The 22,978-nt window shown below is 68.6% G+C and carries 21 protein-coding genes and 3 pseudogenes; 9 read left to right on the forward strand and 15 right to left on the reverse strand.

The genetic code is table 11. From position 1 onward, the window contains the following. Nucleotides 1–39 precede the first annotated feature (39 nt). The 3 genes and pseudogenes from AWZ10_RS56130 to AWZ10_RS41850 all read left to right on the forward strand — a co-directional run. Nucleotides 40–237: pseudogene (locus AWZ10_RS56130) on the forward strand (IS3 family transposase); the annotation flags it as partial. Next, complete coding sequence (locus AWZ10_RS41845) at nucleotides 225–833, forward strand: IS3 family transposase (protein ID WP_279616675.1); 609 nt, start codon at nucleotides 225–227, stop codon at nucleotides 831–833. The pseudogene AWZ10_RS56130 and the gene AWZ10_RS41845, both read left to right, overlap by 13 nt. A 358-nt stretch (nucleotides 834–1,191) precedes the next feature. Then, nucleotides 1,192–1,707 (forward strand): annotated as a pseudogene (locus AWZ10_RS41850) (IS6 family transposase); the annotation flags it as partial. Between the two features lie 138 nt (nucleotides 1,708–1,845). Here the strand turns inward: AWZ10_RS41850 and AWZ10_RS41855 are convergent. Then, complete coding sequence (locus AWZ10_RS41855) at nucleotides 1,846–2,469, reverse strand: TetR/AcrR family transcriptional regulator (RefSeq protein WP_060893717.1); 624 nt, start codon at nucleotides 2,467–2,469, stop codon at nucleotides 1,846–1,848. A 148-nt stretch (nucleotides 2,470–2,617) separates the two neighbouring features. Here AWZ10_RS41855 and AWZ10_RS41860 point away from each other — a divergent pair, with 148 nt between their 5' ends. The 4 genes from AWZ10_RS41860 (at nucleotide 2,618) to AWZ10_RS41875 (ending at nucleotide 6,326) form a co-directional block, all read left to right on the forward strand. Then, entirely contained in the window at nucleotides 2,618–3,613 is a 996-nt protein-coding gene (locus tag AWZ10_RS41860; RefSeq protein ID WP_060893718.1) for an NADP-dependent oxidoreductase, read from the forward strand. Nucleotides 3,614–3,662: 49 nt separating this feature from the next. Continuing rightward, nucleotides 3,663–4,529, forward strand: coding sequence for an alpha/beta fold hydrolase (locus tag AWZ10_RS41865; protein WP_060893719.1), 867 nt, complete (start codon nucleotides 3,663–3,665; stop codon nucleotides 4,527–4,529). Nucleotides 4,530–4,562: 33 nt separating this feature from the next. Continuing rightward, the gene (locus AWZ10_RS41870) at nucleotides 4,563–5,369 is read left to right on the forward strand and encodes a hypothetical protein (RefSeq protein ID WP_052769742.1); all 807 of its coding nucleotides are present in this window, start codon (nucleotides 4,563–4,565) and stop codon (nucleotides 5,367–5,369) included. Nucleotides 5,370–5,495: 126 nt separating this feature from the next. Beyond that, complete coding sequence (locus AWZ10_RS41875; RefSeq protein WP_046708703.1) at nucleotides 5,496–6,326, forward strand: enoyl-CoA hydratase/isomerase family protein; 831 nt, start codon at nucleotides 5,496–5,498, stop codon at nucleotides 6,324–6,326. 361 nt (nucleotides 6,327–6,687) lie between these two features. Here the strand turns inward: AWZ10_RS41875 and AWZ10_RS49350 are convergent. Beyond that, nucleotides 6,688–7,478, reverse strand: a protein-coding gene (locus tag AWZ10_RS49350; RefSeq protein ID WP_409000796.1) for an IS5 family transposase whose coding sequence is annotated in 2 segments (ribosomal slippage) — nucleotides 6,688–7,148 and nucleotides 7,148–7,478 — 792 coding nt in all. Because the reading frame shifts where the segments join, the coding sequence is not laid out codon by codon here. A 297-nt stretch (nucleotides 7,479–7,775) separates the two neighbouring features. Then, a complete protein-coding gene (locus tag AWZ10_RS41890; RefSeq protein WP_060893722.1) occupies nucleotides 7,776–8,489 on the reverse strand; it encodes an SDR family oxidoreductase in 714 nt (237 codons plus the stop codon). A 166-nt stretch (nucleotides 8,490–8,655) separates the two neighbouring features. Between AWZ10_RS41890 and AWZ10_RS41895 the strand changes: the two genes are divergently transcribed. After that, nucleotides 8,656–9,258 (forward strand): TetR/AcrR family transcriptional regulator, encoded by a 603-nt coding sequence (locus AWZ10_RS41895; protein WP_060893723.1) that lies wholly within the window; start codon nucleotides 8,656–8,658, stop codon nucleotides 9,256–9,258. Between the two features lie 150 nt (nucleotides 9,259–9,408). Here AWZ10_RS41895 and AWZ10_RS52680 read toward each other — a convergent pair whose 3' ends face one another. From AWZ10_RS52680 to AWZ10_RS41910, 5 genes and pseudogenes are all read right to left on the reverse strand, one after another. After that, nucleotides 9,409–9,546 (reverse strand): hypothetical protein, encoded by a 138-nt coding sequence (locus AWZ10_RS52680; RefSeq protein WP_167366039.1) that lies wholly within the window; start codon nucleotides 9,544–9,546, stop codon nucleotides 9,409–9,411. Nucleotides 9,547–9,589: 43 nt separating this feature from the next. Continuing rightward, a pseudogene (locus AWZ10_RS54705) lies at nucleotides 9,590–9,870 on the reverse strand (sulfite exporter TauE/SafE family protein); the annotation flags it as partial. Nucleotides 9,871–9,956: 86 nt separating this feature from the next. Continuing rightward, nucleotides 9,957–11,003, reverse strand: a complete 1,047-nt coding sequence (locus tag AWZ10_RS41900) for a Gfo/Idh/MocA family protein (RefSeq protein ID WP_060893724.1) — start codon at nucleotides 11,001–11,003, stop codon at nucleotides 9,957–9,959. 45 nt (nucleotides 11,004–11,048) lie between these two features. Continuing rightward, complete coding sequence (locus tag AWZ10_RS41905) at nucleotides 11,049–12,047, reverse strand: Gfo/Idh/MocA family oxidoreductase (protein ID WP_046706833.1); 999 nt, start codon at nucleotides 12,045–12,047, stop codon at nucleotides 11,049–11,051. Continuing rightward, entirely contained in the window at nucleotides 12,044–13,156 is a 1,113-nt protein-coding gene (locus AWZ10_RS41910; RefSeq protein WP_046706836.1) for a Gfo/Idh/MocA family protein, read from the reverse strand. The genes AWZ10_RS41905 and AWZ10_RS41910 overlap by 4 nt, the downstream gene beginning before the upstream one ends. 151 nt (nucleotides 13,157–13,307) lie before the next feature. Between AWZ10_RS41910 and AWZ10_RS41915 the strand changes: the two genes are divergently transcribed. Continuing rightward, the gene (locus tag AWZ10_RS41915; protein WP_046706832.1) at nucleotides 13,308–14,330 is read left to right on the forward strand and encodes a LacI family DNA-binding transcriptional regulator; all 1,023 of its coding nucleotides are present in this window, start codon (nucleotides 13,308–13,310) and stop codon (nucleotides 14,328–14,330) included. Nucleotides 14,331–14,997: 667 nt separating this feature from the next. Here the strand turns inward: AWZ10_RS41915 and AWZ10_RS41920 are convergent. The 7 genes from AWZ10_RS41920 to AWZ10_RS41950 all read right to left on the reverse strand — a co-directional run bounded on the left by AWZ10_RS41920 (nucleotide 14,998) and on the right by AWZ10_RS41950 (nucleotide 22,976). Further along, entirely contained in the window at nucleotides 14,998–15,912 is a 915-nt protein-coding gene (locus AWZ10_RS41920) for an ATP-binding cassette domain-containing protein (protein ID WP_046706831.1), read from the reverse strand. Between the two features lie 4 nt (nucleotides 15,913–15,916). Next, a complete protein-coding gene (locus AWZ10_RS41925) occupies nucleotides 15,917–16,990 on the reverse strand; it encodes an ABC transporter permease (protein WP_046706830.1) in 1,074 nt (357 codons plus the stop codon). 7 nt (nucleotides 16,991–16,997) lie between these two features. Then, nucleotides 16,998–18,002 carry a sugar ABC transporter substrate-binding protein gene (locus AWZ10_RS41930; RefSeq protein ID WP_060893725.1) on the reverse strand — a complete coding sequence of 335 codons (1,005 nt, stop codon included), beginning with the start codon at nucleotides 18,000–18,002 and terminating at the stop codon, nucleotides 16,998–17,000. 543 nt (nucleotides 18,003–18,545) lie between these two features. Then, complete coding sequence (locus tag AWZ10_RS41935; RefSeq protein ID WP_046706828.1) at nucleotides 18,546–19,412, reverse strand: sugar phosphate isomerase/epimerase family protein; 867 nt, start codon at nucleotides 19,410–19,412, stop codon at nucleotides 18,546–18,548. After that, nucleotides 19,409–20,428: a Gfo/Idh/MocA family oxidoreductase gene (locus AWZ10_RS41940; RefSeq protein WP_060893742.1), complete on the reverse strand. Its 1,020-nt coding sequence runs from the start codon at nucleotides 20,426–20,428 to the stop codon at nucleotides 19,409–19,411. The genes AWZ10_RS41935 and AWZ10_RS41940 overlap by 4 nt, the downstream gene beginning before the upstream one ends. 91 nt (nucleotides 20,429–20,519) lie before the next feature. Then, on the reverse strand, nucleotides 20,520–21,467 hold the full coding sequence (locus AWZ10_RS41945; protein WP_046706827.1) for a TIM barrel protein: 948 nt from the start codon (nucleotides 21,465–21,467) through the stop codon (nucleotides 20,520–20,522). A 12-nt stretch (nucleotides 21,468–21,479) separates the two neighbouring features. Beyond that, nucleotides 21,480–22,976 (reverse strand): CoA-acylating methylmalonate-semialdehyde dehydrogenase, encoded by a 1,497-nt coding sequence (locus tag AWZ10_RS41950; RefSeq protein WP_046706826.1) that lies wholly within the window; start codon nucleotides 22,974–22,976, stop codon nucleotides 21,480–21,482. Nucleotides 22,977–22,978 lie beyond the last annotated feature (2 nt).

The following is a 22,978-nucleotide window of genomic DNA, read 5'->3' on the forward strand; positions in this document are numbered from 1 at the left end:
CGGCTGCTGAAGGTGGCCCGCTCCTCCTTCTACTCCTGGATGGCCGACGAGCAGGCCCGAGCCGCCCGCCGGGCCGCCGACGACGCCCTGGCCCACGAGATCACCGTCTTGCACATCGCCTCCCGGTGCACCTACGGGGTGCCGCGCATCCACGCCGAGCTGCGCAGGCTGGGCCGGCGGGTCAACCGCAAGCGAGTGGAGCGGATCATGCGTGAGCGCGACATCTGCGGGGTCACCCGGCGCAAGCGCCGGTCGCTGACCGTCCGGCGAAGAAGGCGGTGCCCGCTCACGACATGGTCGGCCGCGACTTCACGGCCGCCGCCCCGGGGCGGAAACTGGTCGGTGACATCACCTACATCCCCACCGATGAGGGCTGGCTGTATCTGGCGACCTGGCTGGACCTGGCGACCCGCGAGATCGTCGGCTACTCGATGGCCGACCACCACCGCGCATCCCTGGTGGTCGACGCACTGACGATGGCCGCCGGCCGCAGCGACCTCCAGCCCGGCTGCATCGTGCACTCGGACCGAGGCCCTGCGGAGTACACCGCTGACGAACTCCGCAGGGAAGTAAGCTGGTTGGGGCTGCGGCAGAGCATGGGACGAACCGGCTCGTGCTACGACAATGCCGCCGCCGAGAGCTTCCTCGCGCTGCTGAAAGCGGAGATCGGCACCCGCCGCTGGCCCGACCGGACCACTGCCCGCGCTGAGATCTTCACCTTCATCGAGACCTTCTACAACCGCAAGCGGCTGCGGAGGCATCCAGTCTGGGGCTACCTCACCCCGCTGGAGACCCGGCAGCGACACGAGCAAGAACACGCCCTCACAGCATAAGCGTCGAGTGTCCAGCAACACGGGGAAAGTTCATCACGCACCCTTTCCCAACGATCAGACGCGCATGGCACGCCACTCCATCCAGTGATCAACGCTCAAGTCCGCGTGTGGCTACGGGCCTTCCAGGGGCGCTTTTCTCCGGCAGATCAGGACGAGGGATTCCGAGGTTGGTGCGGCCGGCAGGGGCGCGGTCCGCCGTGTCCACCGCGGCTGCTGTATCTATGTGCCGCGGGATATGTCCGGGCGGCCGCCGTGGAGGGGAGCCTGCTGTGACGGCACAGCTGGCTCTGGGCAGGCGCTGTCACGTTGGCGGATGACGTGGGATGATCTCCGGGTTGATCATGCCGGAGGGGCGTTTGTGAGGAGCAGGTCGCCGTCGTACAAGGGGCACCGGTACCCGGTCGAGATCATCTCCCACTGCGTACGGCTGTACCACCGCTTCCCGCTCAGCTTCCGCGAAGTCGAAGAGCTCATGCTCGAGCGCGGTGTCGTCGTGTCCTACGAGACCGTCCGCCGCTGGTGTCTGAAGTTCGCGCAGACCTACGCCAGCGCACTGCGCCGTCGGTAGCCCCGGCCCGGCGACAAGTGGCACCTCGACGAGGTCTTCATCAAGATCAATGGCGAACGTCGGTACCTGTGGCGGGTCGTCGACCACGACGGGACGGTGCTTGACATCCTCGTGCAGGACCGCCGCGACAAGGCCGCGGCCAGGCGCGTCTTCCGCCGCCTGCTCAAGAAGACGGGTGCGGTGCCCCGGGTGATCGTCACTGACAAGCTCCGCTCCTACGGCGCGGCCCACCGCGAGGTCATGCCCTCCGTCGAGCACCGCTCCCACAAGGGGCTGAACAACCGGGCGGAGAACAGCCACCAGCCATGTTCTTGCCGAGTTGCGTGGCGCGGATCGCGGCGACGTACCCGCTCGAGCCGGCGCCGAGGACGATGACGTCGTAGTGCGCGCTCATGACGTGCCCCCTGGCCGGGGTGTTCGATGGTTGGCTCGTGGAGCGAGCGGTCATGCCGCGCGGTGGTGGGGCGCCAGGGTGGCGTGGATCTGGTCGCGGATGTCGGCGAGGACGGCTTCGTCGCTGCGGTGCAGGTACACGGTGGCGGTGGTGCTGATGTGGATGATCGCGGTGATCACCCGCGCCAGCGTTGCCGCGTCGGCGGCACCGATGTAATCGTTGCGGGTGAGTAGGCCGGTGACGCCGTCCTCGAGACGGCCGGCAAGGGTTAGACCCGCTTGCCGGTAGGGCTCGGCCGGGTCGCCGAAGACGAGTTCGTGCAGGTATGTGCGGCCGTTCTCGATGTGCTCCCTCACGCACTCCACCACGGGACGGATGAGAGCGACGACCGGCTCCAGCACGCCCTGCCCGACGGCGGCGTTCGCGGCGGCGAGGCCGACGTCGATGGCGGCGGCGAACTTCTCGTTCTGCACCATGATCAGCAACTCGGCCTTCGTGGACGCGTACAGGTAGAGGGTGCCGATCGCGACGCCGGCCCGGTGGGCGATCTGCTGCGTCGTGACCCCGCTGACGCCGTGTTCGGCGAACAGCTCACGGGCCGCGGTCATGATGCGCTCGCGCTTGGCCTGTTTGGCCCGCTCGCGGCGCCCGATCGGCATGTGGCCGCGTCCCATGGGACCTCCCTTGACAATAATTCTGAGTGCACTCATAGTTGAGTGTACTCGGATTGGCCGAGTGGGGCGAGACCCCGGAAGTCGCGCTGAATTGGCCGACCTGGTCTCAGACCTGGATAAATAGGATGAAGGCAAGGAGAGACGCCCCATGAGAGCGTTCGTCGTCACCAAGTACAAGGAGCCGCTGCAGGAGGTGGAGGTCCCTGAGCCCACCGTGGGGGAGCACGACGTGCTTGTGCGGGTGGAGGCTGCCGGGCTGAACCCGCTGGATGAGAAGATCCGCGCCGGTGAGTTCAAGCAGATCCTGCCCTACAAGCTGCCACTGATCCTGGGCAACGACGTCGCGGGCACCGTCATCGGTGTCGGGACGGCAGTTCGCGGCTTCAAGCCCGGAGACGAGGTCTACGCCCGGCCCGACCAGAACCGCATCGGCACCTTCGCCGAGCGCATCGCCGTCGCGGAGGGCGACCTGGCGCTCAAGCCCGCCTCGATCAGCATGGAAGAGGCGGGCTCGCTGCCGCTGGTGGCGCTCACGGCGTGGCAGGCGCTGGTGGAGCGCGGGAAGGTGCGGCCCGGGCAGAAGGTTCTCATCCATGCCGGCGCCGGCGGGGTCGGTTCGATCGCGATCCAGCTCGCCGCGCACCTCGGTGCAAGCGTCGCCACGACCGCCAGCGGTTCCAACGCGCACTTCGTGCGCGCGCTCGGCGCGGACACGGTGATCGATTACCGCAGCCAGGACTTCGAGCAGCTCCTGACCGGCTACGACGTGGTGTTGGACAGCCTCGGTGGGGAGACTCTCGAGAAGTCCCTGCGGGTGCTCAAGCCCGGCGGCAAAGCCATCGGGATCTCCGGCCCCCCGGACCCCGCGTTCGCCCGCGAGGCCGGCCTGAACCCGCTGCTGCGCCTGGCGGTCGCAGGCCTGAGCCGCAAGATCCGCAACCAGGCCAAGAAGCTCGGCGTGACGTACGAGTTCCTGCTCATGCGCGCCAGCGGCGACCAGCTCCGCCGGATCACCACCCTCATCGACCAGGGCGTGGTGCGCCCGGTCGTGGGAAAGGTGGTCCGCTTCGACCAGACCCCCCAGGCGCTGCAGTCCCTGTCCCAGGGCGGCATCCGCGGCAAGGCCGTCATCGGCAACAGCTGACCCGCCGCAACCGCGACGGGCGTCACAGAACACACGAGGAGAATCCGTCATGAGCAGCACCGACACCCCGAACGAAGCCGTCATCACCTCCTACGCGAAGGCGCCGGCCCGCACCGTCAGCGCCGGAGGCGTCACCTACGCCTACCGCGAGCTGGGGCCGAAGGGCGGCATCCCCGTCGTCTTCTTCGTCCACCTCGCCGCGACCCTGGACAACTGGGACCCCCGCATCATCGACCCCGTCGCGAAGGGCCGTCACGTCATCGCCTTCGACAACCGCGGTGTCGGAGCGTCCACCGGCCGGGTGCCGGACAGCGTCGAGGCGATGGCCGACGACGCCTACACCTTCATCAGGGCGCTCGGGTACGACAAGATCGACGTCTTCTCCTTCTCCCTCGGCGGCATGGTCGCCCAGGCCCTGGTGGTGAAGCACCCCGAGCTCATCCGCAAGCTCGTCCTCACCGGCACCGGGCCCAAGGGCGGCAAGGACATCGACAAGGTCGCCGGCACCACCTACTGGGACATCCTGCGCGCCACCTTGACCCGCTCGGACCCCAAGGAGTTCCTGTTCTTCAACCGCAACGCCACCGGCAAGCCCGCCGCGCGCGCGTTCGTCAACCGGCTCAAGGAGCGCACCGTCGACCGCGACGCGGAGATCAAGGTCAAGGCGTTCCAGACACAGCTGAAGGCGATCAAAAAGTGGGGGCGCTCCGCCCCCGACGACCTGTCGACGATCACGCAGCCCACCCTGATCGCCAACGGCGACAACGACCGCATGGTGCCCTCGGTCCTGTCGGAGGACCTGCACCGGCGCATCAAGGACAGCAAGGTGATCATCTACCCCGACTCCGGGCACGGCGGCATCTTCCAGTACCACCAGAAGTTCGCCCCCGTGGCGGTCGAGTTTCTGGCCCGATGACCAGCGCCTGACCAGGAAGACAAGGGAAACATCATGAGCACGTCACCAGCCGTCGCACCCCTTGAAGTGAAGAAGCCTCTCACCTCCTCGATCCTGCTGTGGGTGCGCACCGACCAGCCCCGCCAGACCGGCATGGACCACTGGAAGGGCCCGCACTCGGGGATCATCTCCGCCACCCCGGGCCTGGAGGAGTACCGGCAGATCCACCTCGCCGAGCACAACCCGGGCCGGTGGCCGGCCACCGACGGGGTCCAGACCGCGATCCCCGCAGACCGGAAGATCGACGGCGTCGCGGAAGTCACCTTCCAATCGGCGCTTGCGCCCCTGAAAGGGCGCGAGCAGACGAAGCTGGCCTACGCCGACGAGATCAACGTGTTCCGCCGCACCCTGCTCTACGCCGGCCCGCCGAACTCCTCTCGGTGGTACGACGTCGCAGGCCCCGGACAGACGGTCGGTGCCCGCGCGCTGATCTACCTTCGCCGCAGGGACGGGGCCGGCGCCGGCGCCTTCCGAAAGCTCGTCAACGAGCAGCTCGCTCCCGCACTCGCCGGCACCGGAGTGCTGAAGGAGCTGCGCACGCAGACGTTCCTGCCCTGGATCGAAAAGCTCTGGGACACCCCGGACGTCGCCCACGACAACCCCCACGACCAGCGCTTCCATGCCTCGGTCAGCCTCGGGTTCACCGACACTGCGGCACGGGACGCCTTCTTCACCGGCAACGTGATCGAGGACCTGTCCAACCGGCTGGCACCGCAAGTCTCCGCGATCCACGCCTACGACGTCACCGCCGCCCTCACCTACGTCAAGAACGGCGAGATCCTCCCGCGCTACCAGGAGTGAGCGGCGCGCCGATGGGAAGCGGGACCGCCGGATCTGCTCGTCAAATCCATCCGCCCCGGCTTCCTGGCCCGGCCCTCCTCGCCCCCCCGTCGCCGTCTGATACCCATCATGCATCTGGAGCCAGCCATGAGTGAGCAGAGCACCATCCACTACGAGCGCACCTCACCGCAGATCGCGAAGATCACCTTCGCCAACCCGCCTGTCAACCTCATCGCCGGCGAGACCGTCCTGCGCCTCATCGAGATCGTCGAAGAACTGGCCACCGACCCGGACATCCAGGTCGTGCTGTTCGACAGCGCCACCCCCGACTTCTTCTACAACCACTTCGACCTGGCCGCCGCAGCCGACTTCCCCGCCCCCGAGGACCCGGACGCGGTGCCGGCATGGACGAATCTGGTCCTGGAACTCTCCAGGGCGCCGTACATCACCATCGCGGCCATCCGGGGACGCACCCGCGGCGGCGGGAACGAGCTCGCCCTCGCCCTCGATCTGCGCTACGCCAGCCGGGAGAAAGCGATCTTCGGGCAGCCAGAGGTCGGTAGCGGACTGCTGCCCGGCGGTGGCGGCACCGAACGCCTGCCCCGCGCCATCGGACGCGACCGCGCCCTGGAAGCCATCCTCACCAGCGACGACTACGACGCCGACACCGCCGAACGCTGGGGCTGGATCACCCGCGTCCTCCCCGACAGCGAACTCGACGCCTTCGTCGGCACCGTCGCCGCCCGGCTGGCCTCCTTCGACCGCGCCTCACTCGCCTCAGCCAAAGCCCAGATCAACCGGGCATCCCTGCCCCCGGACGCGGACCTGGTCGCCGCGTACGGCGAGTTCACCCGATCCCTCACCCTCCCCGGGTTCCTCACCCGCGCCGCCGGCACGCAGGCCGTCGTCGAACAGGCCGGCATCGACTTCGAGTACCGTCTCGGGCACTACATCGGCATCGCCAACCAGCAACGCTGACACCCATCAGAAAGCGAGCACGGACGCAGCCGATGCCGCGTCCGTCCTCTTTTGCCACAGGGCCCACCTGATGTCCGACGTCTTCGGCACCGTGGTCGACCGGCGCACCGGCATCGAGGGCGAATTCGAACGCGTCTGCGCCTCTCCGGGCCACGGGCCGATTGGCCAGGACTCACCACCCAGTGGCGCAGCCTGTACCCGCTGACACTGCTACGGCTGGCGTTCGGGGCAGTGCCCTGGCGGTCGCTGGACGAACTGCACCGGATGATGCGCGGACGAGTGCGCGCCGAGCATGGCCTGACCGAGCTTCACCGACACCGACCGGGCCGAACTCGCGGTGCCTGGCACCGTCTTAGAGCTCCTAACAAAGGCGCTGAACGTGCCGGTAAGTGATGAGGCAGGTGGCGAGGCCGAGGAAGGCTTCGTGGATGTCGTCGCGTCGTTCCCATCGGATGCGCAGTCGGCGGAAGCCGTGCAGCCAGGCGATCGTGCGCTCGACCACATAGCGGAAGATGCCCAGGCCAGATCCGTGTGGCTGGCCTCGCTCGGCGATGACCGGGCGGATGCCCCGCGCCCACAGCAGCCGGCGGTACTTGTCGTGGTCGTAGCCGTGGTCCGCGAGAAGCGCGTCGGGCCGGAGTCTGGGCCGGCCGACGACGCCTGCCACAGCGGGGACCTTGTCCAGCAGCGGCAGGAGCTGGGTGACGTCGTTGCGGTTGCCGCCGGTCAGCGACACCGCGAGCGGGATGCCCTGGCCGTCGGTGAGGACGTGGTGCTTGCTGCCCGGCCGTGCGCGGTCGGCCGGGCTGGGCCCGCTTTTGGGCCGCGCCGAGCGGCCCGCACGTGGGAGGAGTCGATCACCGCCCGCGACCAGTCCAGTTTCCCCGCGGCCCGCAGCTTCCTCAGCAGCACCAGCTGCAGTTCGTCCCACACGCAGGCCTCGTTCCACGCGGCCAGCCGCCGCCAGCACGTCATCCCCGAACCGAAGCCCAGCTCCTGCGGCAGGTACTCCCACTGGATGCCGGTATGCAGCACGAACAGAATCCCGCACAAGGCCTGCCGATCCGGCACCCGAGACCTGCCCTCCACCAGCTTCGGCCCCGGCTCAGGCAGCAACGGTTCGATCAGCGACCACAGTTCGTCCGACACGATCCACGGACGTGACTCCCTCTTTCCCGCAACAACACCAATGAGCGACCAGACCGACAGTCACATGATCAACGGCTTCTGTTAGGGCCTCTTAGCCCGTGGCCCGACAGCCGTGATGGTCTGTCACCACGGTGGCGCCCCGCTGCTGGTCGGGCTGCTGGCGGATCGACCGCCGATGTCATCCACGGCTCGACGGCCGCGACGGTGCACCCCTTCTCGACACCGGCCGGCCAACTGTTCGAACGCGATGGATCACGGGGTCCCGGCGTGAAGAGATCGCGTCGGGACCGAAGAACAAGCTCAGGCGTCCGTGCTGTGCAGGTCCGGGTAAAGCGCCTCGACCGGGCCGCTCAGAGCCACCTTGACCCCCTTGGTCAACTCGTCGGCCAGGACCTCGTATTCTCCGGCCTCGACGGCGTCGTAGACCGTCGTCACCAACTGTGCCGGCAGCATCTTGGGTCCGTCAGCGTGCGCGGCCATATCGGTGTCGACGTAGCCCATGTGCACACCCGTCACGTGGACGCCCATGGGTGCGAACTCGATGCGCAGCGAGTTGGTGGCCGACCACAGTGCGGCCTTGGACGCGCTGTAGGCGCCGCCGAAGGCATACCAGCTGGCAACGGAGTGCACGTCGATGAGGATTGACCCCTTCTTGGCGGCGAGGATCGGTGCGAAGGCGCGGGCAAGGAAGACCGGTCCGAAGAAGTTCGTCTCCATGTTCGCCCGGATGTCCGCCTCGGTGACGTCCAGCAGGCTCGCGCTCGGCGGGATGGCGCCCGCGTTGTTGACGAGCACGGTGACATCCGCCGCGGCGGCGACGGCCGCGGCGATCGACGCGCGGTCGGTGACGTCAAGGGTCAGGGGGACGATGCGGTCATCGTCCCAGGCGCGGGGGGAACGGGCGGTGGCGTAGACCTTGACGGCGCCGCGAGCCAGGGCGTCGTGGACGAAGTGGGTGCCGATACCGCCATTGGCGCCGGTGACGAGGACGACTGCTCCATCGAGAGAGGGCATTGGTTCCTTCTTTCCAAGGTGGTGTGAAGTGCGTGGCTGTGCACGGATGGAGCAATGACTCGTCGCCCCGCCATGGGAGAATGAGCGGAGCCACATTCGAGCCCACGCGGTACTGACTGCAATCATAACTGATTGCAGTCAGAATCTACTCCTGGAGGACCCCGCCATGTCTGTCGCCCCCCGGTCGGTCGGACGGCGCGAGCGGAACAAGCAGGAGAAATTCGACCGCATCGTCGCTGCCGCCACTGAGCTGTTCGCCGAACACGGCATCGATGAGGTCACGACCCAGCAGATCGCCGACAAGGCCGACATCGGCACCGGGACCCTGTTCCTTTATGCCAAGACCAAGGGCGAACTCCTCCTCCTTGTCCAGAACGCCAAGTACGCCGAAGCACTTGAGCAGGGCCGGGCGGACGCCGAGGTCATCCCAGGCGTGCTGGACGCGGTGCTGGCGATCGTCCGGCCGATCGTCGAGTGCAACCGCACCCAGATCGACAACGGACGCACTTACCTGCGAGAGATGGTCTTCGGCGACCCCGAGGAGCCCCGGCACAGCGCGGCACTCGCCATCGTCGCGCAGACCGAGGAGGCCATCGCCGCCGTGCTGCGCCGAGACGAGCGGGTCACAGAGGGCGACGCCGCGACGCTGGCGCACATCGTGTCCGCCGTGATGTTCCTCAGCACGGCGGCGAGCGTGAACATCGCCTTGAGCGTCGAGGAGATCGTGCAGGACATCCGGGGGCAGGTTGACGTCCTGCTGCCTCGCTGAAGCGCGGTCCAGCCTCAGGCCCAGGCGACCATCCGGGTAGTCCTCGGCTGCATCATGGCCCGAATCCATAAATGGCAGACCATCCGGCCGTTGCTGCCCATTCTCCGACATGGCCGGAGGGGTGGGCCGACCGCCCTCGATCCTGCTCGATCAGGTCGAGGACGTCATCGTGGCGACCTTGGAGTCCGCTTCGGGCAAGGACACGCACTGGTCACGGGCCTCGATGGCCCAGCGCGCGGGCCTGCCGAACTCGACCATCGGGCGGATCTGGAAGCGGTTCGACCTCAAGCCGCACCTGCAGGACTCCTTCAAACTCTCCACCGACCCGCGGCTGACCGCTGATCGCGGAACCCACCGCGATCAGCGATACGGCCGTCCGGTCGACGTCCGCCACGCAGGGGAAGAAGACCGCGGCGACGGTGTTGACCACGGTGGCGAGGACGTTCTTCGCGGCGTTGCGGCGTTGCGGTGTTGCGGTGTCTCGTGGGGAGCATGCCCAGCAGGGACATGCGGACGATCTCCTGAGCGGCGGCGAAGCAGCCGCCGTTCGCTGTAGACGTTCGCGAGGGTCCGGCCCGTGAACAGTGGCGGGCCACCGTCGCGCGCCCGGCGAAGGAGTCGCGCTTCTCAGCCCCCGGGGCTGCCGACTACGTCATCGGTTTCCTCGTCGCGCACAGGGCCGGCACGGTCGCCGCCCCCTACTCGTTGCCGGGCGGAACGGGGAACGTGATGCCGCACAGTCTGCGGATCTCGTCCATCGCCCGGAGTGTGACGACGGATTCGCACAGAGGGCGCAACGGGGTCTCCCGCAGGCCCGCGGCGATGCACCGGGCCGCCTCGGCGGCCTCGAAGTGCAGAGCGTCGTGGGCGTTGCGGGGCTCGGTGCGGATCAGCGTGGTGCCACCGCCGGCGGGGGTGAGGACGAGGTCGCCGGGCTGGTAGAAGGGGCCGGGCAGGCTGAGGGTGGCCCGGGTGCCCGCGATGGTCGCGGTGGTGGGAGTGTCGCTGAAGAGGGTGGTGTGGACGACGGCCTGGTTGCCGTGCGGGTCGTGGAGGATCGCGGACGTCTGGCCGTTCACTCCCGCTGGGTGCGGCTGGCCGGAAGCCTGCACCCGCGCCGGTGCGCCCAGGACCCAGGTGGCCAGTGAGACGGGGTAGGTGCCGAGGTCCAGCAACGGCCCGCCGGCCAGCTCCGGGCGCAGGATGCGGTGCCCCGGGCCGAAGTGCTCGCCCAGGTCTGCCAGGACGGTATGGACGTCGCCGAGGACACCCGATTCGAGGATCTGGCGGACGACGTCGAACTTGGGCAGGAAGAAGGTCCACAGGGCCTCGGCGCAGAACAGGCCGTGCGCGGCGGCGAGTTCGGAGATCTCGGCCGCCTGGGCGGCGTCCAGCCCGATCGGCTTCTCCACCAGTGTGTGCTTGCCGCCCTCCAACGCCAGCCGGGCGCAGGCGAGATGGGCGGTGTGCTCGGTGGCGACGTACACGATGTCGACGTCCTCGGCGGCGACCAGGTCCTCGTACGAGCCGTAGGCGCCGGGTATGCCATGGCGGTCCGCGAAGTCCTTGGCGCGGGCCGCGTCGCGGGAGGCTACGGCCGTGAACCGCTGGCGGGTGTGGCGTCGGACGGAGTCCACGAAGCGCTCCGCGATCCAGCCTGTGCCAAGGACACCCCAGCGCAGGGCGGGGGCGTCCATCGGGTCGGGGGTGCGGGGGAGGGGCAAGGCGGTAGGGAAGGCGGTCATCGTTCAGACCTCCAGGACCGGGGCGGTGGGGGAGCTGGACATCGGTCAGACCTCCGGGACCTGGACGGGGACGGTCCGGCCGCCGGCCTTCATGGACGCGATGACGGCCTCGGCCACCGCGGAGGCCACCAGCCCGTCGTACGAGGTGGCCAGCGGCGTCGGGTGGCCCGCGGTCACGGCGTCGGTCCACGCCTGGAGTTCCAGGCGGTAGGCGTCGGCGAAGCGGGGACGCCAGTCGGCCGGGTATCCGGTGGAGCGGGCGCGGGTCGAGTCGGTCACCAGCCGTGCCGGGTTGGTGAGGGCGAGCGTGCCGTGCTCGCCCGCCACCTCGCAGCGAATGTCGTAGCCGTACCCCGCGTTGAGGAACACCTCGGCGGTGGTCAGGACACCGTCGGCCGTGCGCAGCAGCATCAGTTGGGGATCGCGGAGTCCGGCCGTCACCGAGGTGGCGCGCCCCGTGTGCCAGCTGACCTCGGTGATCGGCGAGTCGAGCAGCCACGGTACGGTGTCGAACTCGTGAATGGCCGATCCGGTGACGCTGAACTCGTCGGTGCAGCCGGGTGCGGAGGACACGCCCCGGCTGACGCAGTGCACGAGCAGAGGAGCTCCGCAACTCCCCGCGGAGACGGCGGATTTCAGCTCGACGTACGCCGGGTCGAAGCGGCGCATGAAGCCCAGGGAGATGAGCCCGCCGCCGGCCTGCCGCTCCTCCCGGACGACCCGTAGGCACTCGCCGAGGGCCGGGGCGAGCGGCTTCTCGCACAGCACCGGCTTTCCGGCCCGCACGGCGGCGACGGACAGATCCGCGTGGGTGGAGTCGTGCGAGGCGATGACGACAGCGTCCACGCCCGGGTCCGCTATCAGCGCGTACGGGTCGTCGGTGGCTCGCGCGCCGGGAACCGTGCCGGCGACGGAGGCCGCACGCTCCTTGTCGATGTCGGCGACCAGCACGACATCGGCACCGGAGACCTGACGGTGCAGGGTGGTCACATGGTCGGCGCCCATGTTGCCCGCGCCGATCACACCGATCCGCAGGGTGCTCATACCAGGTTCACCCACGTTCCGCTCTCCACGGACCGCGTCATGGCGTCCACCACGGCCGCGCTGTGCACGGCGTCGTCCAGCGTGGCGCCGTACGGCTTGCCCTCGGCGACGGAGCGCAGGAAGCGGTACGCCTCGATGACCTTCAGGTCGTCGTAGCTCATGCTGGAGGCCGCGCCGGGCTGGAAGGCGGCGTACTCGCCGGCGCCGGGGCCGACGTACACGGTACTGACGGGCTGGTCCTGATAGCTCGTGCCGCGGCTGACGCCCAGTTCGTTCATGCGGCGGAAGTCCCAGAAGACCGCTCCCTTGGTGCCGTGCACCTCGAAGCCGTAGTTGTTCTGCTCGCCGACCGAGACCCGGCAGGCTTCCAGGACCCCCCGGGCGCCGGAGGCGAAGCGCAGCAGGCAGTTGACGTAGTCCTCGTTCTCGACCGGGCCGAGTTCGCCGCCGGTGGCCAGTGTGTGGCCGGCGGTGGCGCCGGTCGGGCGGGCCCGCTCCGGAATGAAGACGGCGGTGTCCGCGGTCAGGGAGGCGATGTCGCCCAGCAGGAAGCGGGCCAGGTCGGCGCCGTGCGAGGCGAGGTCGCCCAGTACGCCGCTGCCGCCGCGCTCCCGTTCGTAGCGCCAGGTCAGGGCGCCGTCCGGGTGGGCTGCGTAGTCGCTGAAGAGGCGGACACGGACATGGGTGACCGTCCCGAGTTCGCCGGAGGCGATCAGCTCGCGGGCCGACTCGACGGCGGGCGCGTTGCGGTAGTTGAAGCCGACCGTGCCCTGCACGCCCGCCGTGGCGATCGCACCGGCGACCGCGCTCGCGTCGGCCGTGGTAAGGCCGACCGGCTTCTCGATCCAGATGTGCTTGCCCGCCTCGGCCATCGCGACGCCGATCTCCCGGTGCAGGAAGTTCGGCGCGGTGATGCTCACCGCCTGCACGCGCGGGTCGGCGACGATGTCGCGCCAGTCACGGGTCGTCGAGGCGAACCCGAACTGCGCGGCGGCCTCCTCGGCCCGGCCCGGCACCTCCTCGGCGACCGTCACGAGTTGTGGCCGCACGGCCAGCTGCGGGAAGTGGTGCGGGATCCGCGCGTACGCCTGGGTATGCACCCGCCCCATCCATCCGAAACCCACGACGGCGACACCGAGCGAAGTCACTGTGACTGCCCTTCTTTGGACCGGTCCATAAACTGTCTCGGTCACCCTGGGGCCCGTACTCCCTGATGTCAAGACCTTTGACAGCGAATCCGTCGTATGGAACGGTCCACCCATGAGACCTCCGACCATCCGTGACGTGGCCGAACGGGCCGGCGTGTCGAAATCGCTGGTCTCCCTGGTGCTCCGAGGCTCCGACCAGGTGCGCCCCGAGAGGCGGCAGGCCGTGCTGGCCGCCGTCGAGGAACTCGGCTACCGGCCGAACGCCGCCGCCCGCAGTCTCAGCGAGCGTCGAACCCGCTCGGTCGGCGTACTGCTGCACGACATGCGTAACCCCTGGTTCGTGGAACTGCTCGACGGCCTCAACTCCCGCCTCCACGACAGCGGTCTGCACATGCTGCTGGCCGACGGTCACCTCAACCGCCGCCTCGGCGACGATCTCACCCGAACCTTCACGGAGCTGCGGGTCGACGGCCTGATCGCCGTCGGCACACTGCCGCCCTCCGAGGCGCTGCGGGCGGCGGCGGCGCAGATTCCCACGGTGGTCGCGGGCGCTCGCGAACCGGCGCTGCCGCGCGTGGACATCGTCGCCAACGACGACGAACACGGCGCCCGCCTCGCCACCGAACACCTCATCGGCCTCGGTCACCGGCGCATCGCCCACATCGCCGGACAGGGCGTCGTCGGCGAACTGCGCCGACGCAGTTTCGAGACGGTCATGCGCGAACACGCACTCGCCGGTCTCGCGTCCGTGGAGGAGGGCGACCTGACGGAGGAGGGCGGCTACCGGGCAATGGTGCGGCTGCTGAGTGCCCCGCAGCGGCCGAGCGCCGTCTTCGCCTTCAACGACATCGCGTGCGTGGGCGCCCTGTCCGCGGCCGAGGAGTCGGGTCTCCAGGTGCCACGAGACCTTTCCCTCGTCGGCTACGACAACACGTACCTCTCGCGCCTGCGCCACCTGTGGCTCACCACGGTCGACAACGCCAGCCACGACGTCGGCCGCCGCGCCGCGCAGCACCTCCTCGACCGGATCACGGACCCTGCCCGTCCGAGCGAGACCGTCCTCGCGACACCGACGCTCGAAGTGCGGGGTACGACGGCGCCTCCCTCGACCACGTACCCGGCGCCACGCACCTGACCGGTGCCGCCGCCGTCAGGAACTCCGGGTGGTGCCCTGCTGGGCGTGGGCGAAAGCCGCCACGGCCACGGAATCGTCCCCCCTTCGGCTCCCCGCGGGTAGGGCGTCACGATCCCGTGGGCTTTGAGACGGCGGTCCATGAGAGGGCAATGGGATGGCCGCCACCGGCGCCATCGCATGCTCAACCGTGAGCGGCCGGCGCCGGTCCCGGACGGAAACCTGCTCATCAACATGTCTCGGGGCCCCGGCTGCTCCCTTGCTCGCGCAGAGCCTTCGGCGCCACTCGCGCGGGCAGGCTGCTGTTTCCTCATGATGTGGTCCACGCTTCGCCAAGAGTTCGCTCCGGTGGCTCGGGCGGCGTGTCTTCCGTAGCCCGGCTGCCGGGTCGGACGAACGCGATGAAGTCCGTTCCGGAAGGGGGGACTTGACGCGACACCGTCCACCGAGCGGCCAGGGTGGTCGCCAACTCCGCCGGACATCTGAGGGCCCCGTGTCCTCAACTCGCTCATTGCGAAGCTGATGGAATAGGTCGACTGCAATCGATACCCTCACCAACGCCCATCGCGCCGAGCGGTGGACACCCGCGAAGTGCTCAAGCCGTGGTGCCCACCTTCTGGACGCAGGTAGGTACCACGGCTTGGTACGTGAGGAGACAGCGGAGGGCAGTTCAGGAGGCCCTTTGACCAGCGGCCGAGGTTGGCGTGGTGAGGTCTTCGGCTTCGGGGAGTTCGTCGACGTCGACGCCGCGTACTTGGGCGAGTTCGTGTTTGAGGGCTGCGAGTTCGGCGCCGCCGGCCATGTGGTTGGTGAGTTCTTCGAGGCTGACCTCGCTGCGGGCGGCGGAGAGTTCCATGGTGCCCAGGCGCAGGACGCTGAAGTGGTCGCCGACCATGTAGGCGTGGTGCGGGTTGTGGGTGATGAAGATGACGCCCAGGCCCTTGTCACGCGCGGCCGCGATGTACTTCAGCACCACACCGGACTGCTTGACGCCGAGGGCGGCGGTGGGCTCGTCGAGGATGAGGACGCGGGCGCCGAAGTAGACGGCGCGGGCGATCGCCACGGACTGGCGCTGGCCGCCGGAGAGGGTGCCGATGGGCTGGTCGAGGTCGTCCAGGACGATGCCCATGTTCCGCAGTTCCGCATCCGCGGTCTTCTTCATCTTCTCGATGTCGAGTCGGCGGACCGGCCAGGGGCCCTTGGTCATCTCGGAGCCGAGGAAGAAGTTGCGCCACACCGGCATCAGGGGGACGGTCGCCAGGTCCTGGTAGACGGTGGCGATACCGGCGTCCAGCGCCTCACGGGGCGTGCCGAAGTGGACGGGGTTGCCGTCGATGAGGACTTCGCCCTCGGTGTGCTGGTGCAGCCCGGAGATGATTTTGATCAGCGTGGACTTGCCGGCGCCGTTGTCGCCCAGGACGCAGGTGACCTGGCCGGAGCGGACGGCGAGGTCGATGCCGTGCAGGGCGCGGATGTTGCCGTAGGACTTGCCGGTGCTGCGCAGTTCGACGATCGGAGCGGCGTCCTTCGGCGAACTCTCCTGGGTGAGCGTGCCGTTGGGGGAGGTGGTTTCGTTGGTTGTCATCAGTTCACCTCCGGGTCGCCTGGCGGCGGACCCACAGATTGACGAGGGCGGCGATCAGGAGCATCACGCCGAGGAACGCCTTGAACCAGTCGGGGTTCCAGTTGGCGTAGACGATGCCCTGGGAGACCATGCCGAAGATGAAGGCACCGATGACCGGGCCGATGGCCGAGCCGTAGCCGCCGGTGAGCAGGCAGCCGCCGATGACCGCGGCGATGATGTACAGGAACTCGTTGCCGACACCTTCGCCGGACTGCACGGTGTTGAACGAGAACAGCAGGTGCATGCCCACGAACCAGGCGCCCACGCCCACGCCCATGAACAGGGCGATCTTCGTGAACTTCACCGGGACACCGACCGCGCGGGCACTGTCCTGGCTGCCCCCGACGGCGAAGATCCAGTTGCCGAACTTGGTGCGCAGCAGGATCCAGGTCGCGATCGCGGCGAACACCAGCCAGTACACGATGGTGATCTTGAAGTTGACGTCACCGATGCTGAACTCGGAGGCGAAGACCTTCTTGGCCTGGTCGAAGCCGTCCATGTCGGCGATCGAGTCGGACGCCACGTTCCCGGTGAAGATCTTCGTGACGGCGAGGTTGGCGCCCTGCAGGATCAGGAACGAGCCCAGGGTGACCAGGAAGCTCGGCAAACCGGTCTTGATCAGCAGCCAGCCGTTGAACGCCCCCACCGCCAGCGACACGATCAGCGCGACGAACACGCCCGTCCACACGTTCATGGACAGCTGGAAGCTGAGGATCGCCGCGGTCAGCGCCGAGGTCGTGACCGCGACACCCGCGGACAGGTCGAACTCCCCGCCGATCATCAACAACGCCACCGGGAGCGCCATGATGCCCATGACGGACGCCTGGTAGAGCACCGTGGCCAGCGCGCTGGTCTCCCGGAAGGAAGGCGCCGCCGCGAAGAAGAACAGATACACGCCGACCGCGGCGATCGACGCACCCACCTCGGGACGGGCCAACACCCTGCGCCCCAGAGACCGCTGCTTGGTGCGGCCGTCCTTCTGAGCGGCCGGCGAGGCCGGCGACGAGGAATTCGCCGCCGGTGCCGTTACTTGGGTCATGACCGGATCACCGAGTGCCCTTCGCGGCGAACGCGGCCACGGCGTCGGCGTTGTCCTTGGTGATGAAGGCCGGGCCGGTGAGGACGGGTGCGGTACCGCCGCCGCTGAAGTTGCCGTTGTTCTTGTACAGCCACAGACCGTCGACGGAGAGGTAACCCTGGAGGTAGGGCTGCTGGTCGACCGCGAACTGGATGCTGCCGTCCTGGACGGCCGTCACCAGGTCCTTGTTGAGGTCGAACGTGGCGATCTTGGCCTTGCTGTTGGCGTCGGACACCGACTGGACCGCCGTCAGGGCGAACGGGGCACCGAGCGTGACGACCTCGTCGATGGACTTGTCCTGGTTGAGCTTCGCGGTGATCGTCGACTTCACGGACGGCATGTCGGTGCCGTTGACGTAGAGGATGTCGGTCTTGCCGCTGAAGCCCTTCTTCAGGCCGGCGCAGCGGGCCTCCAGGGCTACGTGTCCCTGTTCCTGGATGACGCAGACGGCGTGCTTGGCGCCCGATTCGTTGAGGCGTTCACCGAAGGCCTGGCCGGCGATGTTCTCGTCCTGGCCGAAGTACTCCAGCATGCCGAGCTTTTTCCAGTCGTCGAGGCCCGCGTTGAAGCCGACGACGGGAATGCCCGCGGCGGTGGCCTTGGCCACGGCGTCCTTCATCGCGTCAGGCTTGGCCGCGGTGAGCGCGATGCCGTCGACCTTCTGGTCGATCGCGTTCTGTACAAGGTTGGCCTGGTTGCCGGCGCTCGGGTCGCTGGAGTAGACCAGCTTGATGTTGTCCTTGGCGGCAGCGGCTTCGGCGCCCTTGCGGATCAGGTCCCAGAAGGTGTCACCGGGGGCGGCGTGGGTGATCATCGCGACCGTCATCCGGGGGGTGTCGGCCTTGCCCGCGGAAGCGGCGGCACCGCTTTCTTCGGACTTCTTGCCGCCGGAGCTGCTGGAACATCCGGTGGCAAGCAGCGCCCCGGTGATGGCGACGGCGGCCAGAGTGGCGGCTCGGTGGTTTCTGTACATGTTCCTCGCACCTCGGTGTGCTGGTAAGGATGGCTTTGTGTCGGGCGGTGTGGAGCGGCTTCGGGTATGTGCCGGGCCGGTGTCCGCGGCGTGTGACAGACACCGGCTGAGTGCGCGGGATGATCCCGCGGTGATAGCCGGAGCCGACGGGTCGGCGGCCGCGATCAGCGGATGTGCCCTCGGGTCGTGAGGCCGGTGGGCGGGAGCGCGAGCGCCTGCCGGCGGCGGAGCGTCGTGCTCGGTGGTCTTGGTGCGGACCACCCGGCTACTTCACTAGAGCGCTGTATTAGCGCGCTCTAGTTGGCGTAACTATGGATCCGGCCACCAGTGATGTCAATAACCTTGTCAGGACGTATCGACAAGGTCTGTGCGCTCTGACGTTCCGGTCGTTGCTGCAGGGGTGCCCGGCCCTGACGGGATCACCGCACGGGTCACCACGGTGCGGCGGAGTGTGAGTGGTGACGACAGGACGGACCGGAACGCCGGGCATGGTGAGGGCGCCGGCCGTCACCGCTGACCGGGATCGGTCGTCCAGGGCTTCGCTCAGGAAGCGAGTTCCTTGCGGATGCGGTCGAGCATGAAGGCGGAGGATTCGTGGGCGCGTTCCTCCCAGGCGAAGACGCAGGCGGTGGCGACACCGTCGAAGTCCAGCTCGCGCAGGGTGGAGAAGAAGGCGTTCCAGTCGACCTCGCCCTGGCCGATGTCCAGGTGCTGGTGGATTCGGGCCGTGGTGCCGGGCGGGTTGAGGATGTAGCGCAGGCCCGACGAACCCTTGTGGTTGAAGGAGTCGGCGATGTGTACATGCTGGAGCTTGTCGCCCGCATGGCGCATCATCGCCGCGATGTCGGCCGTCGGATCGGCTCCGGACAGATGGAAGGAGTGCGGGGCGCAGTAAAGGTAGTTCACCCAGGGCTTGTTGACGGCGCGGACCAGGTCGACCGCCGGGGTGTTCTCCTCGCAGAAGTCGTCCGGGTGCGCCTCCAGGTTCAGTGCGATGCCCTCCCGTTCGAACAGCGGCAGCAGTTCCTCCAGCGAGCGCCAGAACGCGGCCTCGCTCTCGGCGGCGCGCTCGGGTCGGCCGTTGAACTCCGAGTTCATCAGCGGGCATTCGAGGTCGGCGGTGATCTCGATCATCCGCTTCCAGTAGCGGACGGCGGCCTGCCGTTCGTCCTCGTCCGGCGAGGACCACTTGTACAGCGGCAGCACCGAGGAGAGTCGAACTCCGTGTGTGCGCAGGGAGTTCATCAGTTCCGCGATCCGCGCGTCGTCGGCGCGCGGGTGCAGGAAGAACGGCATGAAGTCGTCGCGCGGCGACAACTCGATGTACTCGTAGCCGAGTTCGGCCACCGTGCGCACCATGTCGTCGATCGGCAGGTGGCGGAACATGTACGGGTCGAGGGCGATCTTCACGTGGCACCTCCGTAGAGCGCGGGCCTGGGCTTCATGTCGGCGGCGACGACGGCGCCGTCGGACTGGAGGGAGGAGACGGCCGCGTCGGTGATGACAGTCGCCGCGTAACCGTCCCAGGCGGAAGGCCCGGTGGGCTCGGCACCCGTCGCGACGCCGGCGATCCACTCACGGAACTCGGTGTCGAAGGCTTCGGCGAAGCGGGCCTTCCAGTCCTGCGGTACGGCGCTGCTGTGCTGTCCTGCGGTACGGACGGTGACGGCTGCCGGGGTGGGCAGCCGCACGAGACCGTCCTCGCCGACCACCTCGCACTGGATGTCGTAGCCGTACTGGCAGTTGACGAAGACCTCCAGATCGATCCGGACACCGCTCGCGGTCTCGAAGAGCATGATCTGCGGGTCCTTCAGGTGCTCGAACCGCTTGCTCGTGGCGCGCGGAGTGATGACCTGGGCGGAGACGATCTCATCGTCCAGCAGCCAGCGCAGTACGTCGATCTCGTGGACGGCGGTGTCCTGCGCGGCCATCGGGGAGGTGTACGCGTCCGGGACGGTCGGGTTGCGGTGCGCGCAGTGCACGATCAGAGGCGTACCGACGGATCCGGAGGTCAGGACGGCCTTCATCTGCCGGTAGCCGGGATCGAAGCGGCGCATGAAGCCGACCTGGACCAGACGGCTGCCGTGGGCGCGCTCGGCCTCGACGATGCGCAGACAGTCCTCGGCGGTGGTGGCCAGCGGCTTCTCGCAGAAAACGGGCTTGCCGGCCGCGATGGCGTTGAGCACATGCTCGGCGTGGGTCGGGCCCCAGGAGGTGACGAGGACGGCGTCCACGTCGGGGGAGGTGATCAGATCGGCACTGGTGGGCAGCGCGACGGCGCCCACCCGGGCGGCGACCTCCGCGGCACGCTCGGCGTCGATGTCGGTCACAGCGGAGACCTGCGCCTCTGTGACGACCTCGGTCAGGCGTCGTATGTGGTCCTGGCCGATCATTCCGGCGCCGATGACGCCTACACGTACAGTCATGGTCATGTCCTAATCAAGAGAGGGGGCAGGAGAGGCGGGCTCATGCCACCGTGGGCGGTGCTGTGCAGTCACCGACACACATGGGCGCGAACTACCTCCCGAGCACTGGGCGTCGGGCCCCGCTGAGCCCGTGTTCGGCCAGGTGCTCCCGGGTGCGTACGGCGATGGGGAGCGGCACCTCGGGCGCGCACGGGTACAGGTCCTGCTCGACGATCACGAACAACTCGGCGTCGAGCTTGCTCAGTTCGGCGACCACGTCAGCGGGGTTGGGCACGCCGGCGGGCGGCGTCACACACACCCCGCGCTTGACGGCCTCCCCGAAGGACAGGTCCTCGGCGGCGACCTGGGCGAGGACGGCCGGGTCCATCTGCTTGATGTGGACGTATCCGACGCGCTCGCCGAACCGGCGTATCAGGTCGAGGTTGTCACCGCCGCCGTAGGCCACGTGGCCGGTGTCCAGGCAGAGGTTTGTGTAGCGGCTGTCCGACTCGTTGAGCAGACGCTCGATCTCCGGCTGGGTCTGGATGTGGCTGTCGGCGTGCGGGTGGACGACGAGCCGTACGTCGTACTCGTCGAGGAGGAGCCGGCCGAGCCGGTCGGCGGCGCGGCCGAAGCCGGCCCACTGCTCGGCGGTCAGTTCCGGCGACTCGGTGAACGCGCCGGTCTTCTCGTCCCGGTACATCGGCGGGATGAGGACGAGGTGGTGGGCGCCCGCGGCAGCCGTGAGCGTGGCGACCTGGCGGACATGGGCGAGCATCTCGTCCCATGCCTCCGGACGGTGCAGCGCGCCGAACGCGGTGCCACCGGACACCTGCAGGCGGCGGGCGTCGAGCTCCTCCTTCAGCCGCTGCGGGTCGGTGGGGAGGTAGCCGTACGGGCCGAGCTCCAGCCACTTGTAGCCGGCCTCTGCGAGCTCGTCGAGGAAGCGGGTGGGCGAGACCTGGTGCTCGTCCTCGGGGAACCACACGCCCCAGGAGTCGGGCGCGGAGCCGAGGCACAGGTTGCCCACGGTGGTACGGAGGGCTGGCGTCGTTGCCATGGTGTACGTCCTTCAGCTGGAGGTGGGGAAGTTGAAACCGGCGGTGTCCTGCTGGGTCTGCTGGGGCCAGCGGGTGGTGACGACCTTGGGGCGGGTGTAGAAGCGGATGCCCTCGGGGCCGTGGACGGGGGAGTCGCCGATGAGGGAGTCCTTCCACCCGCCGAAGGAGTAGTACGACATCGGCACCGGCACCGGCACGTTGATGCCGATCATGCCGACCTTGACCCGGCGCTGGAACCGGCGGGCCGCCTCACCGCTGCCGGTGAACAGGGCGGTGCCGTTGCCGTAGGGGTTGTCGTTGATGAGGTCGATGGCCTCGTCGAGGGTGTCGACCCGGACGACGGCGAGCACCGGCCCGAACAGCTCTTCCTTGTAGGCATCCATCTCGACGGTGACCCGGTCGAGGAGGGACGGCCCGGTGAAGAAGCCCTCCTCGTGACCGTCGACCTTCAGGCCGCGTCCGTCGACGACGACGGTGGCGCCCTGCGTCGCCGCGACGCCGACGGCGTTCTCGACACGCTCCCGCGACGCCCTGGTGACGAGCGGCCCCATCTCGGTGCCGGGCACGTCACCGGGCCCGACCCTGACCTCGCGGGCCTTGCGCTCCAGGATCCCGACGAGGGCGTCGGCGGCGTCACCGACGGCGACGGCGACGGATACGGCCATGCAGCGTTCGCCGGCGGAGCCGTAGGCGCCGGCGGTGATGTGGTTGGCGGTGAATTCGAGGTCGGCGTCCGGGAGGACGACGGCGTGGTTCTTGGCACCACCGAGGGCCTGGACGCGCTTGCCGTGGGCGGTGGCCTGGTCGTGCACGTACTTGGCGATCGGGGTCGAACCGACGAAGGACACGGCTTCGATTCCGGGGTGGGCGAGGATCGCGTCGACCGCGTCCTTGCCGCCGTGCACGACGTTGAAGACGCCGTCGGGGAGGCCTGCCTTCTTGTACAGCCCGGCCACGAAGTTGGCGGCGGACGGGTCGCGCTCGCTCGGCTTGAGGATGAAGGTGTTGCCGGTGGCGATGGCCATGGGGTGCATCCAAAGGGGCACCATGGCGGGGAAGTTGAAGGGTGTGATGCCCGCGACGACACCCAGCGGCTGCCGGAAGTCGTGCACGTCGACGCCGCGCGACACCTGGTCGGAGAAGCTGCCCTTGAGCACGTCTCCGAGCCCGCACGCGAACTCGACGACCTCCCGGCCGCGGGTGATCTCGCCGCGCGCGTCGTCGACCGTCTTGCCGTGCTCGGCGGAGATGATCCGGCCCAGGTCCTCCTCGTGCTCGACGAGCAACTGGCGCAAGGCGAACATCACTTGGGTTCGCCGCGCGAGCGACGACTCCGACCACGTCTCGAACGCGGCAGCGGCGGCCATCACGGCGGCATCGACCTCGGCGGAGCCGCCGAGTACGACCCGAGCCTGCTCCTGGCCGGTGGCAGGGTTGAACACCGGCGCGGTGGCGGAGGTGCTTCCGGTGACCGGAGACCCGTTGATCCAGTGCTGGATGGTTGTCACGT

The organism is Streptomyces europaeiscabiei (assembly GCF_001550375.1).
Classification (GTDB): domain Bacteria; phylum Actinomycetota; class Actinomycetes; order Streptomycetales; family Streptomycetaceae; genus Streptomyces; species Streptomyces europaeiscabiei.

What these genes read in the sequence shown, in the direction of transcription:
- AWZ10_RS41890 (WP_060893722.1), bottom strand. Translation starts at nt 8,489, where the DNA reads ATGCCCTCTCTCGATGGAGCAGTCGTCCTCGTCACCGGCGCCAATGGC.
- AWZ10_RS41915 (WP_046706832.1), top strand. Translation starts at nt 13,308, where the DNA reads ATGAGACCTCCGACCATCCGTGACGTGGCCGAACGGGCCGGCGTGTCG.
- AWZ10_RS41870 (WP_052769742.1), top strand. Translation starts at nt 4,563, where the DNA reads ATGAGCACGTCACCAGCCGTCGCACCCCTTGAAGTGAAGAAGCCTCTC.
- AWZ10_RS41875 (WP_046708703.1), top strand. Translation starts at nt 5,496, where the DNA reads ATGAGTGAGCAGAGCACCATCCACTACGAGCGCACCTCACCGCAGATC.
- AWZ10_RS41910 (WP_046706836.1), bottom strand. Translation starts at nt 13,156, where the DNA reads ATGGGGCGGGTGCATACCCAGGCGTACGCGCGGATCCCGCACCACTTC.
- AWZ10_RS41925 (WP_046706830.1), bottom strand. Translation starts at nt 16,990, where the DNA reads ATGACCCAAGTAACGGCACCGGCGGCGAATTCCTCGTCGCCGGCCTCG.
- AWZ10_RS41865 (WP_060893719.1), top strand. Translation starts at nt 3,663, where the DNA reads ATGAGCAGCACCGACACCCCGAACGAAGCCGTCATCACCTCCTACGCG.
- AWZ10_RS41945 (WP_046706827.1), bottom strand. Translation starts at nt 21,467, where the DNA reads ATGGCAACGACGCCAGCCCTCCGTACCACCGTGGGCAACCTGTGCCTC.
- AWZ10_RS41855 (WP_060893717.1), bottom strand. Translation starts at nt 2,469, where the DNA reads ATGGGACGCGGCCACATGCCGATCGGGCGCCGCGAGCGGGCCAAACAG.
- AWZ10_RS41920 (WP_046706831.1), bottom strand. Translation starts at nt 15,912, where the DNA reads ATGACAACCAACGAAACCACCTCCCCCAACGGCACGCTCACCCAGGAG.
- AWZ10_RS41860 (WP_060893718.1), top strand. Translation starts at nt 2,618, where the DNA reads ATGAGAGCGTTCGTCGTCACCAAGTACAAGGAGCCGCTGCAGGAGGTG.
- AWZ10_RS41900 (WP_060893724.1), bottom strand. Translation starts at nt 11,003, where the DNA reads ATGACCGCCTTCCCTACCGCCTTGCCCCTCCCCCGCACCCCCGACCCG.
- AWZ10_RS41905 (WP_046706833.1), bottom strand. Translation starts at nt 12,047, where the DNA reads ATGAGCACCCTGCGGATCGGTGTGATCGGCGCGGGCAACATGGGCGCC.
- AWZ10_RS41940 (WP_060893742.1), bottom strand. Translation starts at nt 20,428, where the DNA reads ATGACTGTACGTGTAGGCGTCATCGGCGCCGGAATGATCGGCCAGGAC.
- AWZ10_RS41930 (WP_060893725.1), bottom strand. Translation starts at nt 18,002, where the DNA reads ATGTACAGAAACCACCGAGCCGCCACTCTGGCCGCCGTCGCCATCACC.
- AWZ10_RS41895 (WP_060893723.1), top strand. Translation starts at nt 8,656, where the DNA reads ATGTCTGTCGCCCCCCGGTCGGTCGGACGGCGCGAGCGGAACAAGCAG.